The sequence below is a fragment of the Hoeflea sp. AS60 genome, assembly GCF_038900115.1.
Classification (GTDB): domain Bacteria; phylum Pseudomonadota; class Alphaproteobacteria; order Rhizobiales; family Rhizobiaceae; genus Hoeflea.
This window is the reverse complement of the sequence record NZ_JBBMQP010000002.1, coordinates 781,801-800,860: the sequence shown is the minus strand read 5'-3', so window position 1 is coordinate 800,860 and position 19,060 is coordinate 781,801. Positions and strand designations below refer to the sequence as shown.

Below are 19,060 nucleotides of genomic sequence, written 5' to 3'. Positions count from 1 at the left end.
GCGAGTGCCGCGAGGCAGCAACGGCTCTGGTCAGTTGCCATCAATGAAAACACTGACGCTCGCAGCCCGGCCTTCCGCATCCATGACAGTCAATGTCGACGCTCCCGGGCTGTCAGGCACCCAGTTCAACACCCGTCTTCTTGTGGGTTTCGGCAGGGCCTGACCATTGGCGATCAGCCGGTAGGGCCCTGCTCCGCCTTGCAGCTTGATCACCAGTGGCATCAACGGACCGGAGCCACCCGAGCCGAGCGAAACGCGCGCACCCTGAGGCGGATAGACAATTTGCGGCGGAAGGCTGCCATCGGCGACCGTGCTTGCAACCGCGTCGCGGCCCTTGAATTTTCGAAGCGCAAACGGCAAGCCGCCTCGGGACTGCACCACCAGTCCGGGTGGCGCAGCGGGGAACTCAACGCGCTCAAGTCCTGCCCGCGCAAAAGCCTCGAACAAAAGCGGCGCCGCAGTCTCGATGCCCGACAGTCCGGGAACCGGCGACGCATCGGGCCGACCCACCCAGACGCCCAGCACATGGCGCCCGTCAAACCCGATCGCCCACGCATCGCGGTAGCCATAGGACGTGCCGGTCTTGTAGGCGATGGCAATCCGCGGCGCGCCCTGCGGCGCGCTCACACCGGACAGAATATCGGCCACCTGCCAGTTTGCCTCTGCCGCCATCACCGGCTGGTCCAGCGGTCTTGGGGACACGGTCTCGGAGCCGTCACTGAGCGCTCTGGCCATCCCGTTGTTGACGAACCCGGTATAGAGCTGAACCAGACCGCGTAGGCTGACCCCTGCCCCGCCAAGACCGATTGCCAGTCCCGGCGCGCCGCCGGGCGGCAGTTCCAGCTGGGTTCCGCCGCGCCGCAACCGCGCCAGCAGCCGTTGCGGCCCGACCGCTTCGAGCAACCGCACCGCCGGGACGTTGAGCGAAAATTGAAGCGCCTCGCGAATGCTGACCTCACCCATGTAGCCGCGATCGAAATTGCGCGGCCGATAGCCCGAAAAATCCGCTGGCGTGTCATCTATCAGGGTTTCGGGCGCGATCAGCGCATCCTCAAACGCAAGGCCGTAGATGAAAGGTTTAAGCGCCGAACCGGGTGAGCGCACGGCGCGGCTCATGTCGATGGCACCGGCGCGCGCCGCATCAAGGTGTCCGGTGGAGCCGACGCTGGCGAGAACCTCACCGGTCTTGCCGTCCGCAAGCACCATGGCGAGAGATTGTTTCTGGCCGAGACGGCCAGCAGTTTCGATCGCCAGATCTTCGAGCCGAGCCTGGATGTCGCCGTCGAGTGTCAGCTTGATGGAGGCCGTATCGGGTTGCGTCCGGATCGCAAGATCTGCGGTATGGGCTGCGAGATCAGGCATCCCCAATCGACGAGTGGGAACCTTTGTCGCTGCGGCACGAGCGATCTCGCTGTCGGGGATCAATCCGGCCGCACCCATACGGGCGAGCACGCGGTTGCGGGCCTGCAACGCTTCTGCGTGTTGTCGGTCAGGCCGCCTTGCTTCCGGTGATTGTGGCAGGGCTACCAGCAGTGCGGATTGCGACAGGGTTAGTTTTTTGGGCTCGCGCCCGAACCAGGCAAGGCTCGCAGCGCGGACACCCTCGAGATTGCCGCCATAGGGTGCAAGCGTGAGATAAAGCGACAGAATCTCGCTTTTGCTCAACCGCCGCTCGATCTGTAGCGCGCGGAGCATCTGCCGCAGCTTGGCCGTGAGCGAACGCTCGGCTCTCGGCTCGATCAGCCGTGCCACCTGCATGGTGATCGTGGACGCGCCCGAGACGATCCGTCCGCCATTGAGCAACAGCTGGACTGCGGCCCGCCCGATCGCCAGTGGGTCAACGCCCGAGTGGCTGCGAAAACGGCGATCCTCATAGGCAATCAGCATGTTGATATAGTCGGGATCGACAGCATCAAGCGTGACCGGCAGGCGCCAGACACCGCTTTCAGCGGTGTAGGCACGCAGCAGGTTTCCGTTCCGGTCGACCACTTCGCGTGACAGATCCGCTGCCACGTCGAGCGGTGGTGGATAGGCTCGGTCGGCGCGATCAAGCGCAAACAGAGCACCTCCGCCAATCAGGACAAGCCCGCCCAGACCGGCGGCAGCCATCCGCCACAGTCGGGTGCGGCGCGAAACCATCATGGCGCGCCAACCACCTCCATGAATCCGGTTGCCGTCCTGGCGGCGAGTTCGGGACGATACATGTCCTCAACCACTGCTGCCGGGTGGGTGTAGATACCCGGAGTCACGGCCCGGACAACGTAGGCTGCGACAAAGTTCCTGTTGGAACCGCCACCCCGGTCAAAAGCCGCAATGAATCGGTCGATGCGGAACTCCGCGTGGCTCGCGGAAACATCACCCAACCAGGGGAAATTGCTCAGCTCGGCGCTGCCGACAAGCCGCGGATTGTCGATGACAAACCCTGCAGGCAGCAGGTCAGTGACCACAACCCGCGACGGCCAGGCATTGACTTCCCGCATCTGCAACACGACGAGAAAACGCTCATTCTGTTGCACCGAGGAAATCGTGGCCGGCTGGCCATCGAGCGTGTAGTAGCTGCGGCTGATGGCGAAACCGTTGCCGCCCGCGCTCAAGGGTTGGGCAGGCGCCGCAATCGTGGTCACCACGGCATCCACCGGATCAGCGCCCTGGTTGACGATTGTCAGCGGGTTGTCCCGGATCTCGTCACCGCTCATACGGGTCTGGTAGGCCCCCGCGAAGGCCTGTCCGTTGACATTGACCGAGATCGACCTGTTGCCTGCCGTGATCGCCCGGGCCGCCAGCACCATCCAGGCGTTTTCCTGGGTGCTGGTCGATTGCCGTGCAGTCCTGGCGTCTCCGACAAAGCGGATCAGTTCAGGCACTATGCCCGGCGTTGGTGTCGATTCCGCCGCCAGCGCCAGCATCGCCGCACCATCGCGCAGGGCTGATCCGTAATCGTTGCGCCCGCCGATTAGGGTTGCGGTCGAGAGGGCATGATCAAAGGCCGAGCGAAAGCTCTCCGCCGCGCGCTGTGGGTCGCCATAGAGCGATAGCGCCGCCCCTATCTGGGCACGGGCCAGTGGCTGTTCGAAGGCGTCGATCTGGCTGTCCGAGTAATATCGAAGATCGGTCGCCGCAGCCTTGCGGTTGCGCGCCAACACATAGAGTGCATAGGCAATGGGACTGCCGTCTGAACTCACGTCAGTGGTGTAGGCAAGCGTGTTCTGCAGATTGTCGAGCGCCAACCTGCTTGCCACCGGCGGAACAGAGAAGCCCTTTTCAATGGCGCGGGTCAGGAAGTCGGTGACATAGGCGTCAAGCCAGAGGTCGCCAGATCCAGGCCCCCAAAGCCCGAAGCTTCCCGATGATGACTGATAGGCTACAAGCCTGGTGATCGCATCTTCGATCCGTTTGCGGATCGCTGCCGCATCCTCAGTACCCGCGGCTTCGCCAAGCTCGCTCAGATACAGAAGTGGCAGAGCACGGCTCGTGGTCTGTTCAGCGCAGCCATAGGGATAGCGGTCAAGCGCCATCAAAAGCGATGCCACGTCGAAGGCCGCATTGCGGGTCATGCCGACAGTGACAGAAGCTCCGTCGAGCAGGCTGTCGGCCAGCAATTCTCCATCGATCCGCAAAGTTCCGCCGCCGCCAGAAAGGCTGATGACGCGTTTGATTGTCACCGGCATGGCGCCCGGGCGAACGGTAATGATTTCTTCGCGATCGAGCGAAAGCCCGTCCGGTCCGGTGAGCGCGATGGTCAGCGTATCAGTGCCGCTCTCGAGCCCTTCGAGCGGCATCACCAGGCTGCTGCGCGCACCTGCTGGCAGATTGACTGTCTGGCGCTGTCCGTTGCCGCCTTTCACCTTGCCTGAGGCTGTAAACAGTTCCACTGCATAATCACCGGCTGGTCCATCGGTGTTGGCGAGTTCGACCATGATCTGCGACCGGTCGCCCGGCGCCAGGAACTGCGGCAGGCTGGCGGTGATGACCGCCGGATCGCGGACGATCACATCCCGGGTTGCATGGCCAAGCGCACCGGCGCTCCAGGCCACCACATTGACCCGAACCGTTCCGTTGAACTGCGGCATGTCGAACGTGACGGTCGCTGTGCCGTTGGCGTCGACCTTGACCGGACCTTCGAAGAACGCGACCAGCTTTTCGCGTGGCGGACTGCCTTGCGAACGCATCATCGCGCCATCGCCACCGGTGCGGATCCGTCCGGTTACGCCAGCCGAACCGTCAATCAGGCGTCCATAAAGATCGCGGATTTCGAGCCCCAGCGCGCGCTGTCCGAAATACCAGGTTTCGGGGTCCGCAACCTTGTGCCGGGTCAGGTTGAGGATGCCCACGTCAACGGCCGACACGGTGACGAACGCCTCCTGCCCAGGCGTGAAGCCAGCGAGAGTGACCGGAACTGCAAATGCGCCGCGTGGCGTGGTCTGGTCAGGCAGATCAAGGGCGACCGACAATTGCCGTGCTCCAGGATCGACGGAAAGCCATTTCACCCCGATTGCGCGCATCGGCATCCGTGATTGCTCATCGCCGGGCCGGTAGAGCGTTGCTGTCACATAGGCGCCCGCGCCCCAATCCGCCGTCACCGGCAGATCGATTGTGGCACCATCCGCGCCGACAGTCGCAGTCACGGTTTCAATCAGCCGGTCCGAGCCGACCGTGATCAGCGCCTCGCCTGCAAAGCGCGGAGAAATCCGCAAATGAGCGGTTTCGCCAACGTTGTACTGGTCCTTGTCGAGCGCGATTTCCAGCCCGTCGGGCGTTTCGATGGATTTTGCCTCAACATACCATCCGGCATCAAACATCACGCTGGTTTCAGTGCCGTCCTCATCCGTCACGTCGAGACGGTAGCGACCCCAGTCGGCATTGGAGGCCACTATGGCCGGTGCATCGCTTGCGATATCGATCTGGCCATCGGCGATCTCGGTGGTGAAATCAACAACCTCGTAGTTCCACGAGTTGCCCTGGCGATACCACTGGTAATTGCGTTCAACCTTGACCAGCGACCATGAGGTCCCGGGCATGGCAATACGGGATCCATCGGCACTCACAGCGATCAGCTGGAACCGGGCTTCGCTGCTTTCGGCAACCTGGTGCTCTTCAAACAGCGGCTTGATGCCGATGCGTGGCCCGTCCGGCGCAACCTTGAGATCGACCGAGCGCTCGACTGCACGGCCTCCACCTTCCGAAGCGCGGATCGTGACATTGGCAGTCAGAAACTGCGTTGTGTCCGGCAAGGTCCCGACATCGATCTCAACCACGGATTCACCGGACTCGTCGAGCGGCGCAAGGTCATCAAGTGTGATGCGGGAATTCTCGAATTCCTCGTCGGCGAGACCAAATTCAAAGCCGGGATAGGCTTCAAGTGAGCGGGTGCGGCTCAGCACGATCTCGCCTTCGGTCGCAAGCCCGCCAGCCGGCGCGCCATATAGATAGCGACCTGTTACGGCGATATCAGCGGGTTCATCGGCGCTGACCACCGCATCGCCGGCGTCGAGTTCGATCTCGATCCGGTCCGGCTGGAAATCCTCGACCAGAAACGTGACTTCAGCCACAGCCGGGCGTTTCGGATCCGTGTGCAATGCCGCGCGCCAGGCACCCTGCATCGCATTCTCCGGCAGATCCAGCGCCAGCGCATGGCCACCAAGAGCTGCGCCGTCGGAGATGACGCGCCGGTCTTCGACCCCGTCCGGTCGCTGCAGGATCAGGGTTAGCGGCAGATTTGCGAGGGCTTCAGCCCGGTCGTCTCGAGCAAGGGCTGACAAATGAACCGTCTCGCCCGCACGATAGATACCGCGCTCGGTCCATGCCATCACATCGACGCCGCCCGGGGATGCGCGACCGGCAACGCCTCGGTCAGACAGATCAAACCCTCCCCGTGTCATGTCGAGAAACACGAAGTCGCCCGCAGGCCCCTTGGCAAGAAGGACCGCAGGTGCAAGTCCAGCCGGTCCGCGAATGAGACCCGCCTGAAATGTGGCACGGCCATCTGCGTCGGTGACAGCTTCGCCCAGCACCTCGTTGTTGCGGGCAAGCAGCGTCAGTGCGACAGAGCCGAGCGGTTTTGCAGAATCGAGCGAGCGCAGGAACACGGACAGCCCGTCATCGCCTGAAAAGGTGCTCATCCCGATATCGGAGACCACAAACCACTGCGTGGCGCGTGAATCCCAGCTTTCGCTCTTGTCGCCCAGTGGCGTGGCCGTCAGTACATAGACGCCGGGTTGGCGTTCGGGCAGCAACGTGTCAATCGGAATGCTGGTTGTAACGTCGCGGTTCGGTTCGCCGTCAATGTCGATCGCACCCTCCCAGACCGAGGTGCCGAGATCCTCCACGATCGATTCGATCGAATAACTGTCGAGCTGCCTGAGAAAGTCCGAATTGGTGATGAGCCTGGAAAGCGCCCGATCGCCAACGCGGAACAGTTTCAGCTCTGCTGACGGCGCGTTGATGGTGATGAGCGGTATTCCAAGCCGGGACTTAGCCGGAAGCACGAAATTCGAGCCGGTGAAACGAGCCGATGGAGCCCGATCGCGGACATAGAGCGAGAGCTCCACCGGAGCTTCCAGTACTTCGCCGACCGATGATGGCAACCCCGGACGCAACACCAGCCGGTAGCGCTGGCCATGCTCAAGCCCGTTGGCACAGATCTGCCGGGTATCGGTGTCAATGGCGACATCATTTGCGCCATCAATGCTCACAAATCCGGAATAGTCCTGACCTTTGACAAGATCTTCGGAAAACTGGACGCAAACCCGCGGTGTTTCGCTGTCCGCGTCGACCGTATTGTCGACAACGCGAAAACCGCGTGTCTCCCGGAGATCCGAATATGCCGCGCGAAGTGCAGGAACTTCCCGGAGTTCAAGGCTTGCACGGTAGGCCGAAAGGGCTGGACGCCAGTTTTGCACGCCTGTGAGCGCCTCGGCCAGCACAGCAAGCGAATCCGCGCGCGCTGAAACGGTCCGGGATGCTTTGTAGGCGTTGATCGCCGAAGAAACCGAAACAGAGAGCAGGCTGCGTCGCAGGTTTGCATCCTGCGGCGTGTAATTGAGTGCTGCCCGTGACAATTCTGCCCACAGGTCACTGCGTTCGGGGGCCGCTGCAGCCGCGATGGCGAAATTGCGGACCGCACCTTCCCTGTCGCCGGAAGCAATCGAAGCCTCGGCAATCCGCGTCAAATTGGTCACGCCGGCGCTGGCGCCGCTGGCGTAGCGAGCGAGCGTGCGTTCGCGGTAGGTGCGGGCCTCGTCAAGCAGCGACGCTGGTACAAAGGCGAGATCCGGCGCTGCTCCGATATCCGGTTCCCCGTCAGCAACCACCCTGCCCGCGACCGCTCCGGCAAAGGGGTTTATGGTGTTGTAGTCTGACTTGAGAAAGCACCAGCCGGCTTTGACGTTGTAGGTGAATGCCCGGCACTGCCGATCACCCAGACACTCGGCCTTGCACTCGTCCAGCGCGATGTTCTGAACTGTTCTGAGATCAAATCCGAAATAGTCGGCATTATCCGTTGTCTCTATGCGTCGGGATCCCTCTTGCGCCATTGATGACGCCGACAGGAAGACGAGAGCGACAAAGACAAGAATGCGGTTGAGTGCAAGCATGGAACCTCCCGCGCCCGAAGCCATACGGGCAAATGTGAAATATCCGAATGCGCGCCATTCGGTCGCAATGAGCATTCTGACGCCACGGATCTTCTGCCTCAGATTAGGACCTGAGCATGGTCCCGGGCAAGGAATTTCCAGCCACGGTACAGGAATTGAAGGATCGGACCCACGCAGCAGACGGAAATCTGCCCAGATTGTTGCAATGCACCGCGCAAGTAAGCTAGGAAGAACAGGCACAATGGGGATTTGGATCTGTCGCGCATTGAGACCGTCGTACGGTTGGCGCGAGAATTTTATCCAGTGGTCGGCGTCGCCCTTTTCCAGACGGCATATGCACTGTACAATGGTTGTTATTCAACGAGCTCGCACCAATATGACCTTGCCTCACATCAAGACTGACATGAACCAGGAAGAAATGAACCTCCTGCTTGTTCAGGCGCGAAAGGCCAGCGACCTTTTGAAGTCTCTGAGCCACGAGACGCGTTTGATGATCCTGTGTATACTTTCCGAAGGCGAGAAGTCCGTTTCAGAACTTGAGGAAATACTCGCCATGCCGCAGGCTGCAGTGTCGCAGCAATTGGCCCGGCTTCGTCTTGATGGCCTCGTGGACACGAGGCGCGAAGGCCGTATGATCTATTACTCGATCCTCAACAAGGAAGTATCGTCGGTGATCGGCACGCTGTATTCGCTGTTCTGCGCTCCGGTGCGTGGCGAGGCCGACAAGGCCGACTGACCCCACCCACCTGCCGGATATTTGCGCGCGGCCGACAATCATTACCAGTTTAAACGAAAAGAGCCTGATCACGATGGATGATCAGGCTCTTTTTGGTTCGTCGACCTCAAATGCAGCCGGCTACGGCCCGCATTAAGACCGAAATCTTAGGCAACAGCCCGCGCCAGGGCGCATTGCGACCACAACTCGCTCAGCGCACCCGCGAGATGCTGAATGTCAGCGTCCGTGTGCAACGGGGTCGGCGTGATCCGCAGACGCTCGGTCTTGACCGGCACGGTGGGGTAATTGATCGGCTGCACGTAGATACCGTGGCTGTCCATGAGCACGTCGGAAATCCATTTGCACTTGGACGCGTTGCCAACCATCACCGGTACGATATGGCTCGGGTTTTCCATGTGCGGAATGCCATGGGAATCCAGTGCCCGGCGGACCTTGGCAACCGCATCCTGATGACGCCGGCGCTCCAGCTGGCTCGCCTTCAGGTGACGGATCGAAGCGGCAGCACCTGCGGCAAGCGATGGTGGCAAAGCCGTGGTGAAGATGAAGCCAGATGCGAAGCTGCGAACGAAATCGCACAGCGCACGCGTTCCGGTGATGTAACCGCCCATCACGCCAAACGCCTTGCCCAGTGTACCTTCGATCACCGTCAGGCGATGCATGATGCCTTCGCGCTCGGCGATGCCGCCGCCACGTGGTCCGTACATGCCAACAGCATGAACTTCGTCGAGATAGGTCATTGCGCCGAATTCGTCGGCCACATCGCAGATTGCAGCAACCGGCGAGACATCGCCGTCCATCGAATAGACGCTTTCGAACGCCACCATTTTTGGTGCCGCGGGATCGTCCAGCGCCATCAGGCGACGCAGATCTTCCGGGTCATTGTGCTTGAAAACCCGCTTTTCGCAGCGCGAATGACGAATTCCCTCGATCATGGAAGCGTGGTTGAGCGCGTCGGAATAGACGATCAGGCCAGGTATTTTTCCGGCCAATGTGCCGAGCGCCGCCCAGTTGGAGACATAGCCTGATGTGAAAATCAGAGCGTCTTCCTTGCCGTGCAAGTCGGCCAGTTCTTCTTCCAGAAGCACATGGTAGTGATTCGTACCGGAAATATTGCGGGTCCCGCCAGCGCCCGCTCCACAGCGATCAATGGCTTCTTTCATGGTGTTGGTAACCAGCGGACTTTGCCCCATGCCCAGATAGTCATTGGAGCACCAGACAGTTACGTCCTGCGTTGATCCGTCAGCCCGGTACCGCGTGGCCCGCGGAAACCCGCCTGCATGACGCTCGATATCGGCAAACACCCGGTAATTGCCCGCCTTGTGCAGGCCACCAAGCTTTTCCTCGAAGAACGCTTCAAAATCCATTGCATTAGTCCTATGTGTCACTTCCAACATGCGAAACATCACCCCATCCGTCAACCAGAAAAACGGATTCGGGAAAACAGGCATATGGTCGCACACCCCGCCGGGACGTTTCCTTGTCCTATGTCAAATCGTGCCGTTCTTATCACACGTATTTATGCTGAACGAACAATTAACAACCCCAAACCCCACCCGTTTCGCCTTACAGATAGGTCGAACGCTCCAGTGGCGTGATTTCATTGTCAAACGCCTTGAGCTCCTCTCGCTTGATTTCAGCAAAGATCTTGCGCAGTTCGGGGCCGAACAGACGGCGGATGAAATCCGACCGTTCAAAGTCCTCAATCGCATCATCCATGTCGTCGGACAATTGCGGCAGCGGCACATTGTAGGCGTTTCCCTCCACCGGTGGCGGCGGCAGTTTGGCGTTCTCGAGACCCTCGAGCATTCCGCCCAGAACGCCGGCGAGAACGAAATAGGGATTGGCGTCGGCGCCGGACATGCGGTGTTCAAGCCGCCGCGCCTTGTCATCTGATGCCGGCACCCGAACCACCACGGAACGGTTGTTGCGGCCCCAGGCAATACGTGTCGGTGCATAGGAGCCCGGCTGCAGGCGCCGATAGCCGTTGAATCCGGGAATATAGAGCAGCAATGTATCCTTGAGCGTTGCAAGCAGCCCTGCAGCAGCATGCTGTAGCCTCAGGTCACCCGCCTCGCCTGCGAAAATGTTGTTGCCGTCAGTGTCGAGAATGCTGGCGTGGACATGCATGCCGTTGCCTGGCCACTCCAGGAACGGCTTGGCCATAAAGGTGGCGCGCAGCCCGTGCTTGTGCGCCGATTCCGTGATCAGCCTGCGCAGCAGCACCGTATCGTCGGCTGCAGCCATCGCATCGTCGCGGTGCTTGAGGTTGACCTCGAACTGGCCTGGAGCGGCTTCCTTGATGATGGTGTCAATCGGAAGCCCTTGCGCAATCGCCGCAGCGCGAATCTCAGCAAACAGCTCACTTTGACCGCGCAGTTCAGACAGAGAATACATCTGCTGCTGCTCAGGTCCTGGACCAAGGTCCTTGCCCATCCGACCGGAGCGCTGGAACACATTCGGATCGACGAGATAGAATTCAAGCTCAAACGCCGTCACCGGCCGCAGGCCCTTGGCCTCGAACCGGTCCATCAGCCTCTGCAGCACATTTCGCGGATCGTAGACGCACGGCTCGCCGGCTTCTGTGTACATCGACATCAGCACCTGCGCCGATGGTCGCGGCGCCCAGGGAGCCCGGTTGATTCGTCCCGGAATAGCCCGGCAGTAGCCGTCAAGATCGCCGGTCTCAATGTGGATGCCGGTTGATTCGACCTCCCGGCCCCAGATGTCGAGCCCAAAAATCGACAGCGGCATGTTGATGCCGGGATAGCATGACTTCCCAAGGGCTTCGGTTGGCCCCCATTTGCCACGCATCACCCCATTGATGTCGGGGATCAGGAAATCGACAGATTCAATATCCGGATTTTCGGCCAGGAAGCGTTCAGCTTCTTCGTTGGTGGGAACGTTCTTGTCTTGGTTTTCCGTAGTGGCGCTCTCGCGCATAATGTCACCATGCCCCTTCAGGACTTTCAGTTGCCGCGCTTTAAAGTCACGCATATCTGATAATGCGCAAACGATGATGCAACGCTTTGAATCAATGCATATACATTATCGCTGGAATGAAAACATTTGAGTGCGACATGCATTGACCCGATAGTGCGAAGCTTGTCCGCCCGGAAATTTTGTGCACACACTCAGTTAAAGGTCAAACCGATTTCATCGCGGCCTGTCTGAAAAAACAATCAGGAATAGTTTAATGCTCGTCAATGTGTCTTCCCACGATCTCAAGGTCTCAGATCACAAACACCACCTTCATCCGTTTACAGATCATGGCGCCCTGGGCATTGACGAGAGACGCGTCATTTCCCGCGCTGACGGTGTCTGGCTCTGGGACACGGACGGCAACCGCATCATGGACGGCATGGCTGGATTGTGGTGCGTCAATGTCGGTCATGGCCGTCAGGAGATCGTTGAGGCCGTGCGCGCGCAGATGAGCGATCTGTCCTATTACAACACCTTCTTCAAGACCACGCATCCGCCTGTGATCGAACTGTCGGAAATGCTGGCCGGTATCGCGCCCGAACACATCAACATGGTTCTTTACAGTGGGTCCGGATCGGAGGCCAACGACACGAATTTGCGCCTGGTGCGCACTTATTGGGCGTTGAAAGGCCAGCCAACCAAGAAGGTGGTGATCAGCCGCAAGAATGCCTATCACGGCTCCACCATGGCCGGTGCCTCGCTGGGCGGCATGGGCGCCATGCACAGCCAGGGCGGCCTTCCGATCCCCGACATCCACCACATTGCCCAGCCCTACTGGTTCGGCGAAGGCATGATGACCGACATGACCGAGGACGAGTTCGGCCTTTGGGCGGCGCGCGAACTCGAGCGCGCAATTGAGGAAATCGGCGAAGAAAATGTAGCCGCCTTCATCGCCGAGCCGATCCAGGGCGCCGGCGGCGTCATTGTTCCACCGGCAACCTACTGGCCAGAGGTCAAGCGCATCCTCGAAAGCCGTGACATCCTGTTCATATCCGACGAGGTCATTTGCGGCTTCGGCCGCACCGGCGAGTGGTTCGGCTCGGGCTACTACGACATGAAACCCGACCTGATGACCATCGCCAAGGGCCTGACTTCGGGTTATCTGCCGATGGGCGGCGTATTGGTTTCCGATGAGATTGCCGAAGTCCTGCATCGCGACGGCGTCGAATTCTTCCACGGCTACACCTATGCCGGCCACCCCGCCTGCTGCGCGGCTGCCATCACCAATATCAACATCATCAAGCGCGAAGGCCTGGTCGAGCGGGTCCGCGACCATATTGGCCCCTATTTCCAGCAACGCTGGAAAGCGCTGGAAGAGCACCCGCTCGTTGGCCAGGCCCGCGGAGTTGGCATGTTTGGTGCGCTTGAACTGGTGCCTAATGAGAACGACCTGAAGAAGCGTTTCGACAATGTCGGCAAGGTCGGCACTCTCACCCGTGACCATTCCTTCGCCAACGGTCTGGTGATGCGCGCGGTAGGCGATTCGCTGATCATCTCGCCGCCGCTGAGCATCACCGAGGAAGAGGTTGATACGCTGATCGCTTCGGCCAAAAAGACCCTTGATGAGGCCTGGGACGATGTCCGCAAGCAGGGGCTTGCCTGAGCCACGGTCGATCGAACTTAACCTTTACGCTTAAGCTTAACGCCGGGTTATCAAACCCGGCGTTTTGGTTTGCGCTATGATCTCCTTACCTGAGAAGGAGATCTCAATGCGCGACTGTCAATCATTACCCCGGTCAGGCGAAAGCGCTGACCACCGGAACGGATTAATGGATCTGCTGCGTTTTGCTGCCGCAATGACGGTTGCGATCTATCATTTCCTTTATCGCGGCGCCCAGGAGGGCGGTTATCTCGATCACACCTTCGGTGCTGCGGGTGTCTCCGTTTCGCTAGGCTATCTTGGCGTCAATCTGTTCTTCATGATATCCGGCTTCGTCATCATCTGGTCGGCCAGCGGTCGCGACTGGTATGGCTTTTCAGTCAGTCGCTTGGCGCGGCTCTATCCCGCCCATCTCGTTGCCATGACAATCACCTTCCTGGTAATGGCATGGTGGGCGCAGCCCCCGTTTACCACCAGTGTTTTCCAGTGGTTGGCAAACCTCACCATGCTGGCGCCGATGTTTGGTGCATCCTTCATGGATGGAGCGTACTGGTCGATTGTCATCGAGATCATTTTCTACGGGTGGGTGGCGATCGGTCTGCTTTCGGGCGTCCTGCCCCGCCACACGGATTCTGTCGTGGCAATCTGGATGGTGCTGGTCATGGTCAACAACACCATGCTGGGATCCCGCCCGGTCGAACTTCTGTTCCTGACCGAGTATGGCAGTTATTTCGCGCTTGGCGTTATGGTCTGGCGGATCACGTCGCTGGGTCGCAGCGGTTTACGTCTTCTTGTCGCAGGCCTGGCCCTGATCATGACCTTCCATGCCGCCGAAGTGCAGCGGCTGGAAGTCATCGCCCGATTGGGCGAAGCGTCCAGTGCCCAGATTGTTGCGACTGCAAATGCAGGCATCATCGCCGCGTTTCTGCTGGCCGCTGTCCTTGGTCCCCACATCAAGGCTGGCCGTTGGATGTTGATGCTCGGCGGCATCAGCTATCCGTTCTATCTGATCCATCAGAACGCCGGCTACATTGTGATCAACGCCACCGCGCCGACAATTGGCAAATGGAGTGCCGTCGCTCTCGCCCTGGCCCTGTCGCTCGCTGTGAGCTGGTGGATCTTTGCCCGGATCGAACCGGCCGGACGGGCGGTCATCCGCGCGCTGTTTTCTCCCGCAGCCCGGTTCCTGCCGCGAACCTTCTCGCGATACCCCGCGCCAGCCGAATAATGGCGATAAGACGCGGGGAATAACAAGAAGGGGCGGCCTATGTAGCCGCCCCCACTCATGAGTGCCGATTGTCTGCTGAGACCAGCTTATTGTGGCAGCTTGTCGTCCACACCTTCGACGTAGAAGTTCATGCCGAGCAGTGTGCCGTCATCAGAGACTTCGCCGTCTTTCAGCCAGACAGTGCCGTCCTGCTTGTTGATCGGGCCGGTGAAGGGATGCAGCGAACCATCGATGATGGCAGCTTCTGTCTTTTCGGCCATCGCCTTCACATCATCAGGCATGTTGGTATAGTCCGCCATCGACAGAATGCCGTCCTTGAGGCCATCCCAGGTGGACTCGCCACCCTTCCAGGTGCCGTCCATCGCTTTCTGGATCTGCTTTTCGTAGTATGGACCCCATGTATCTTCGATAGCGGTCAGCTGTGCGGTTGGGCCGGACGTGATCTGATCGAAAGCCTGTCCGAATGCCTTGATGCCGCGTTCTTCTGCAACCTGCATCGGACCGGTGGAGTCCGTGTGCTGGGTGATGATGTCGACGCCCTGGTCGATCAGCGCCTTGGCAGCATCGGCTTCCTTGCCGGCATCAAACCAGCTGTTGACCCAAACGACCTTGAGCTTGAAGTCGGGATTGACCGAACGCGCGCCTGTGAGGAAGCCGTTAATCCCCATCACCACTTCAGGAATCGGGAACGAGGCGATGTAACCGGCAACGCCGGTCTTGGACATCTTGCCTGCGATCTGGCCGATGATGTAGCGGCCTTCATAGAAGCGCGAGTTGTAGGTAGTGACGTTCGGTGCGGTCTTGTAGCCCGTTGCATGTTCGAATTTCACATCCGGGAACTTGGCAGCAACCGCCAGCGTCGGATCCATGAAGCCGAACGAGGTGGTGAAGATGATGCCGCAGCCCGAACGGGCGAAACGCTCGATGGCGCGTTCGGCATCTGGACCTTCCGGAACATTTTCCAGTGCAACGGTCTCGACCTTGTCGCCAAGCTTCTCCTGGGCGTATTCGCGACCGACTTCATGCGCCTGGGTCCAGCCGCCATCGGTTTTCGAACCGACATAGATGAAGCAGGCCTTGTACTTGTCTTCAGCCAGTGCGCTCGTGACCGCAGTCACCGCAAGCGTAGCTGCCAGCGCAAAAACAATCTTTTTCATGTAGTTCACCTCTCTGTTGCTCCTCCAGCTTCGCCGGATGGAATGGTTTGTTGTCTCGCGCCTGGAGGGTCGGGTCTTACCGATCAGGCACAAAGGGTTGTCCCAGCGAAGCCGGAGTGTTCATCAGTGTCAAGCGCCGGTCGCGCGAAATGATGACCAGGACCACGATAGTGGCCACATAAGGCAAGGCTGAAAGAAATTGTGACGGAATACCAAAGCCAAGCGCCTGGGCATGCAATTGTCCGATCGACACCGCGCCGAACAGGTAAGCGCCGCCAAGCACCCGCCATGGCCGCCAGGATGCGAACACCACCAGAGCCAGCGCGATCCAGCCCCGCCCGGCAGTCATGTTTTCAACCCATTGCGGCGTGTAGACCAGCGAAAGATGCGCACCGGCAAGGCCGGCGCAGGCGCCGCCAAAAATCACTGCCAGATAGCGGATCTTGAGCACATTGATGCCGAGCGCGTGGGCCGAGGCATGATTGTCGCCGATGGCGCGAAGCGTCAGCCCGGCGCGGGTGCGGAACAAAAACCAGGCGACGCCCCCGGTCAGGATCAGCGATATGTAGAAAATCGGATCCTGACCGAAAACAAGCCGTCCGATCAGGGGGATCTCGGTGAGCCCGGGAATATTGACGCTGGCAAGCTTGATGCCGGCTGTACCCACGAAGCTTTCGCCGATCATACCCGAAAGGCCAAGCCCGAGCAGTGTCAGCGAAAGGCCGGTGGCAACCTGGTTGGCGGCCAGAGACAAGGTCAGCACGCCAAACAGCAACGAGAACACCGCTCCTGCGGCAACGGCCGCCAGCATGCCGATCCAGGGTGAGCCGGTCAGGATCGTCGCCGCAAATCCGCAGACTGCGCCGATCACCATCATGCCCTCGACACCCAGGTTGAGCACCCCGGAGCGCTCGACCACCAGCTCTCCGATGGCTGCAATCAGCAAGGGCGTTGCCGCTGTCATGATCGTCAGAAGAATATTCTGGGCAATGTCCATCAGCTCTGGCCTCCGGCCGCCGGGGCCGCTTTGCGCAGCACCAGCCGCACCTGATAGTTGATCAGCGTGTCGCAGCCGAGCACGAAAAACAGCAGCAGCCCCTGGAACACCCGGCCTACCTTGTCGGAGATGCCGAGCGTCATCTGTGCCGCCTCGCCGCCCAGATAGGTCAGCGCCAGCATGAAGCCCGCAGCTATCGCCCCAAGTGGACTGAGGCGCCCCAGAAACGCGACGATAATGGCAGTAAATCCGTAGCCAGGCGAAATTGTTTCACGCAGCTGCCCGATGGCGCCCGACACCTCGCTGATACCCGCAAGACCTGCCAGTCCGCCCGAAATCAGGAAGGCCAGATAGGTCATTCTTGTTTGTGAAAACCCGGCAAATCGTCCGGCCCGCGGATTGGCGCCCAGCACCCTCACCTGAAAGCCGTTGAGGGTAAAACTGAGCATGAACCAGACAATGACCGCGGCAATGAGCGCAAGCACAATCCCGTAATGCGCACTGCCCTGCGATGGCATGATTTCAGGCAGTTGCGCTGCTGCCGGGAACCGGACTGAACCGGGGAAATTGTTGCCGTTCGGATCCCTCAGCACGCCGCGCGCCAGCCAGTCGAGAAACAGTTGCGCAGTGTAAACCAGCATCAGGCTGGTGAGGATTTCGTTGGTGTTGAAACGGGTCTTGAGAAAGGCCGGAATCGCTCCCCATGCAGCTCCGCCTGCCATGCCAAGTAACAGCATCAGCGGCAGCGTCAGCCAGGTCTGGAACCCGGGCAGCATGATAGGCACGAGCGAACCAAGAATGCCGCCCATAATGAACTGGCCCTCAGCGCCAATGTTCCAGTTGTTTGACCGGTAGCAGACCGAGAGACCGACCGCGATCAGGATCAGCGGCGCAGCCTTCACGGTCAGTTCGTGGATCGACCAGACTTCCGTCAGCGGTTCGATGAAAAAGCTGTAAAGCGCATCAAACGGGTTCTTGCCAAGCGCCATGAACATGATGGCGCCGGCAATCAACGTCAGGCCGAGCGCGATAAAGGGTGAGAGCACGGCAAACAGCCGCGACGGGACAGGCCGTTTCTGCAATTCAATGTGCATGGCTTGCCTCTGGCGCTGAATTGCCGAGCGGGGTGCCGTCGTGAAAACCGCCCATCAACAGTCCAATCCGTTCACGTGTCATGCTCGATGCCGGTTCAGGCTTCGAGAGCTGACCCTCGTTGATCACCGAGATGCTGCTGGCAATCTCGAACACCTCATCCAGATCCTGGCTTATAACGATGACTGCCGAGCCACTCTTGGCCAGATCCACCAACGCCTGTCGAATGCGGCTGGCCGCACCCGCGTCCACGCCCCACGTCGGCTGGTTGACGACCAGCACACGTGGTTGACGGTCAAGCTCGCGGCCGACGATGAATTTCTGCAAATTGCCGCCTGAAAGTGATCCCGCGGGAGGATCTTCCAGCGATTTTCGCACGTCCATAGCAGCTGAAATACGCTTGGTAGCAGCGGCCACAGGGCCCAGATTGATCAGATCGAGCCAGCCGCCCGTGAGGAACGCCTTGCGGTCCGAAGCGTAGCGCGAAAGCACCAGATTGCCACTCAGGTTCATGTTTGGCACGGCAGCGTGGCCATGGCGCTCTTCCGGAACGAAACTGCATCCCATAAGCCGCCGCTCAGTGATGCCCAGGCGGCCCGCAGCAACATCCGCGATGCGAAGTGAGTCCGCATCGGAAACCGTTACCTCGCCCGAAAGAACATCAAAGAGTTCGCTCTGGCCGTTGCCTGCGACACCGGCAATGGCAATCACTTCACCCGCCCGAACCGTCAGTTCGACATCGCGCAGTGCAACTGCAAACGGCGTGCGTGCCGGTGCCGAGAGCTTGCGAACATCCACCAGCACCTCGCCAGGTTCTCCGAGCCCAGCGCCAGAAATTTCCGCAACTTCACCACCGACCATCATACGGGCCAGCGAAGACGGCGTTTCCTGGCGTGGATCACAGGCGCCGGTGACCTTGCCATGACGCAGAACGGTCGCGCGGTCGCAAATCCGTTGAACCTCTTCAAGACGGTGGGAAATGTAGAGAACCGACCGTCCTTCTGCTTTCAGCTTGGCAAGGGTTTCAAACAGCTTGTCGGCTTCCTGCGGTGTGAGCACCGAGGTCGGCTCGTCGAGGATGATCAATTCGGGGTTCTGCAGCAGCGACCGGACGATCTCGATGCGCTGGCGTTCGCCAACGGAGAGATCAGCGACATGGGCGGATGGGTCGAGCGGCAATCCATATTCAAGGGAAAGACGCCGTGCTTCTTCTGAAATCCGGTCAATGGCAACGTTGCCGTCAAGTGCCAGCGCGATGTTCTCGGCAACGGTGAGGGCTTCGAACAGAGAAAAATGCTGGAAAACCATGCCAACGCCGGTGGCGCGGGCCTCTCCCGGGCTTCCGATCCTGACCGCTTTGCCTTTCCACAGGATTTCGCCTGCGCTCGGATCCAGCACGCCGAACAGCATTTTGACCAGGGTAGACTTGCCGGCACCATTTTCGCCGAGAAGCGCATGGATTTCGCCAGGCGCGATTGCGAGGTCAATACCGTCGCAGGCCCTCAAGCTTCCGAATATCTTTGTCAGCCCTCTTGTTTCCAAAAGCGGCGTTTCGGTTTGCTGGTCTTGCACGTTACCCCCTGAACTCCGCAGCTTCGGAACCGCCTACTTTTGAGGCGTTTCATCCGGAAGCACAAGAAACAAGCTTCACCAAATGGTCAAAAAATTCAAGAGCCTGA

At 59.9% G+C, this 19,060-nt stretch carries 11 protein-coding genes; 3 read left to right on the top strand and 8 right to left on the bottom strand.

The window, feature by feature from the left end; translation table 11 throughout:
* Positions 1 to 30: 30 nt before the first annotated feature.
* The gene (pbpC, locus tag WNZ14_RS14130) at positions 31 to 2,139 is read right to left on the bottom strand and encodes a penicillin-binding protein 1C (RefSeq protein ID WP_342870237.1); all 2,109 of its coding nucleotides are present in this window, start codon (positions 2,137 to 2,139) and stop codon (positions 31 to 33) included.
* Positions 2,139 to 7,592, bottom strand: a complete 5,454-nt coding sequence (locus tag WNZ14_RS14125) for an alpha-2-macroglobulin family protein (protein WP_342869282.1) — start codon at positions 7,590 to 7,592, stop codon at positions 2,139 to 2,141. The genes pbpC and WNZ14_RS14125 overlap by 1 nt, the downstream gene beginning before the upstream one ends.
* Before the next feature lie 376 nt (positions 7,593 to 7,968).
* Between WNZ14_RS14125 and WNZ14_RS14120 the strand changes: the two genes are divergently transcribed.
* Positions 7,969 to 8,328: a metalloregulator ArsR/SmtB family transcription factor gene (locus WNZ14_RS14120; RefSeq protein ID WP_342869281.1), complete on the top strand. Its 360-nt coding sequence runs from the start codon at positions 7,969 to 7,971 to the stop codon at positions 8,326 to 8,328.
* A gap of 146 nt (positions 8,329 to 8,474) precedes the next feature.
* Here the strand turns inward: WNZ14_RS14120 and hemA are convergent, their stop codons facing one another.
* Together hemA and WNZ14_RS14110 are read right to left on the bottom strand one after the other, a co-directional pair.
* Entirely contained in the window at positions 8,475 to 9,692 is a 1,218-nt protein-coding gene (hemA, locus tag WNZ14_RS14115) for a 5-aminolevulinate synthase (protein WP_342869280.1), read from the bottom strand.
* A 199-nt stretch (positions 9,693 to 9,891) separates the two neighbouring features.
* Positions 9,892 to 11,322: a glutamine synthetase family protein gene (locus WNZ14_RS14110; protein WP_342869279.1), complete on the bottom strand. Its 1,431-nt coding sequence runs from the start codon at positions 11,320 to 11,322 to the stop codon at positions 9,892 to 9,894.
* Positions 11,323 to 11,521: 199 nt separating this feature from the next.
* Here WNZ14_RS14110 and WNZ14_RS14105 point away from each other — a divergent pair, with 199 nt between their 5' ends.
* Complete coding sequence (locus WNZ14_RS14105; RefSeq protein WP_342869278.1) at positions 11,522 to 12,910, top strand: aspartate aminotransferase family protein; 1,389 nt, start codon at positions 11,522 to 11,524, stop codon at positions 12,908 to 12,910.
* Positions 12,911 to 13,076: 166 nt separating this feature from the next.
* Positions 13,077 to 14,135, top strand: a complete 1,059-nt coding sequence (locus WNZ14_RS14100) for an acyltransferase (RefSeq protein WP_342869277.1) — start codon at positions 13,077 to 13,079, stop codon at positions 14,133 to 14,135.
* Positions 14,136 to 14,221: 86 nt separating this feature from the next.
* Here the strand turns inward: WNZ14_RS14100 and WNZ14_RS14095 are convergent, their stop codons facing one another.
* From WNZ14_RS14095 to WNZ14_RS14080, 4 genes are all read right to left on the bottom strand, one after another.
* On the bottom strand, positions 14,222 to 15,292 hold the full coding sequence (locus tag WNZ14_RS14095) for a BMP family ABC transporter substrate-binding protein (RefSeq protein ID WP_342869276.1): 1,071 nt from the start codon (positions 15,290 to 15,292) through the stop codon (positions 14,222 to 14,224).
* A gap of 76 nt (positions 15,293 to 15,368) precedes the next feature.
* Positions 15,369 to 16,289, bottom strand: coding sequence for an ABC transporter permease (locus WNZ14_RS14090; protein WP_342869275.1), 921 nt, complete (start codon positions 16,287 to 16,289; stop codon positions 15,369 to 15,371).
* A complete protein-coding gene (locus WNZ14_RS14085; RefSeq protein ID WP_342869274.1) occupies positions 16,289 to 17,383 on the bottom strand; it encodes an ABC transporter permease in 1,095 nt (364 codons plus the stop codon). The genes WNZ14_RS14090 and WNZ14_RS14085 overlap by 1 nt, the downstream gene beginning before the upstream one ends.
* Positions 17,373 to 18,953: an ABC transporter ATP-binding protein gene (locus tag WNZ14_RS14080; protein ID WP_342869273.1), complete on the bottom strand. Its 1,581-nt coding sequence runs from the start codon at positions 18,951 to 18,953 to the stop codon at positions 17,373 to 17,375. The genes WNZ14_RS14085 and WNZ14_RS14080 overlap by 11 nt, the downstream gene beginning before the upstream one ends.
* Positions 18,954 to 19,060 lie beyond the last annotated feature (107 nt).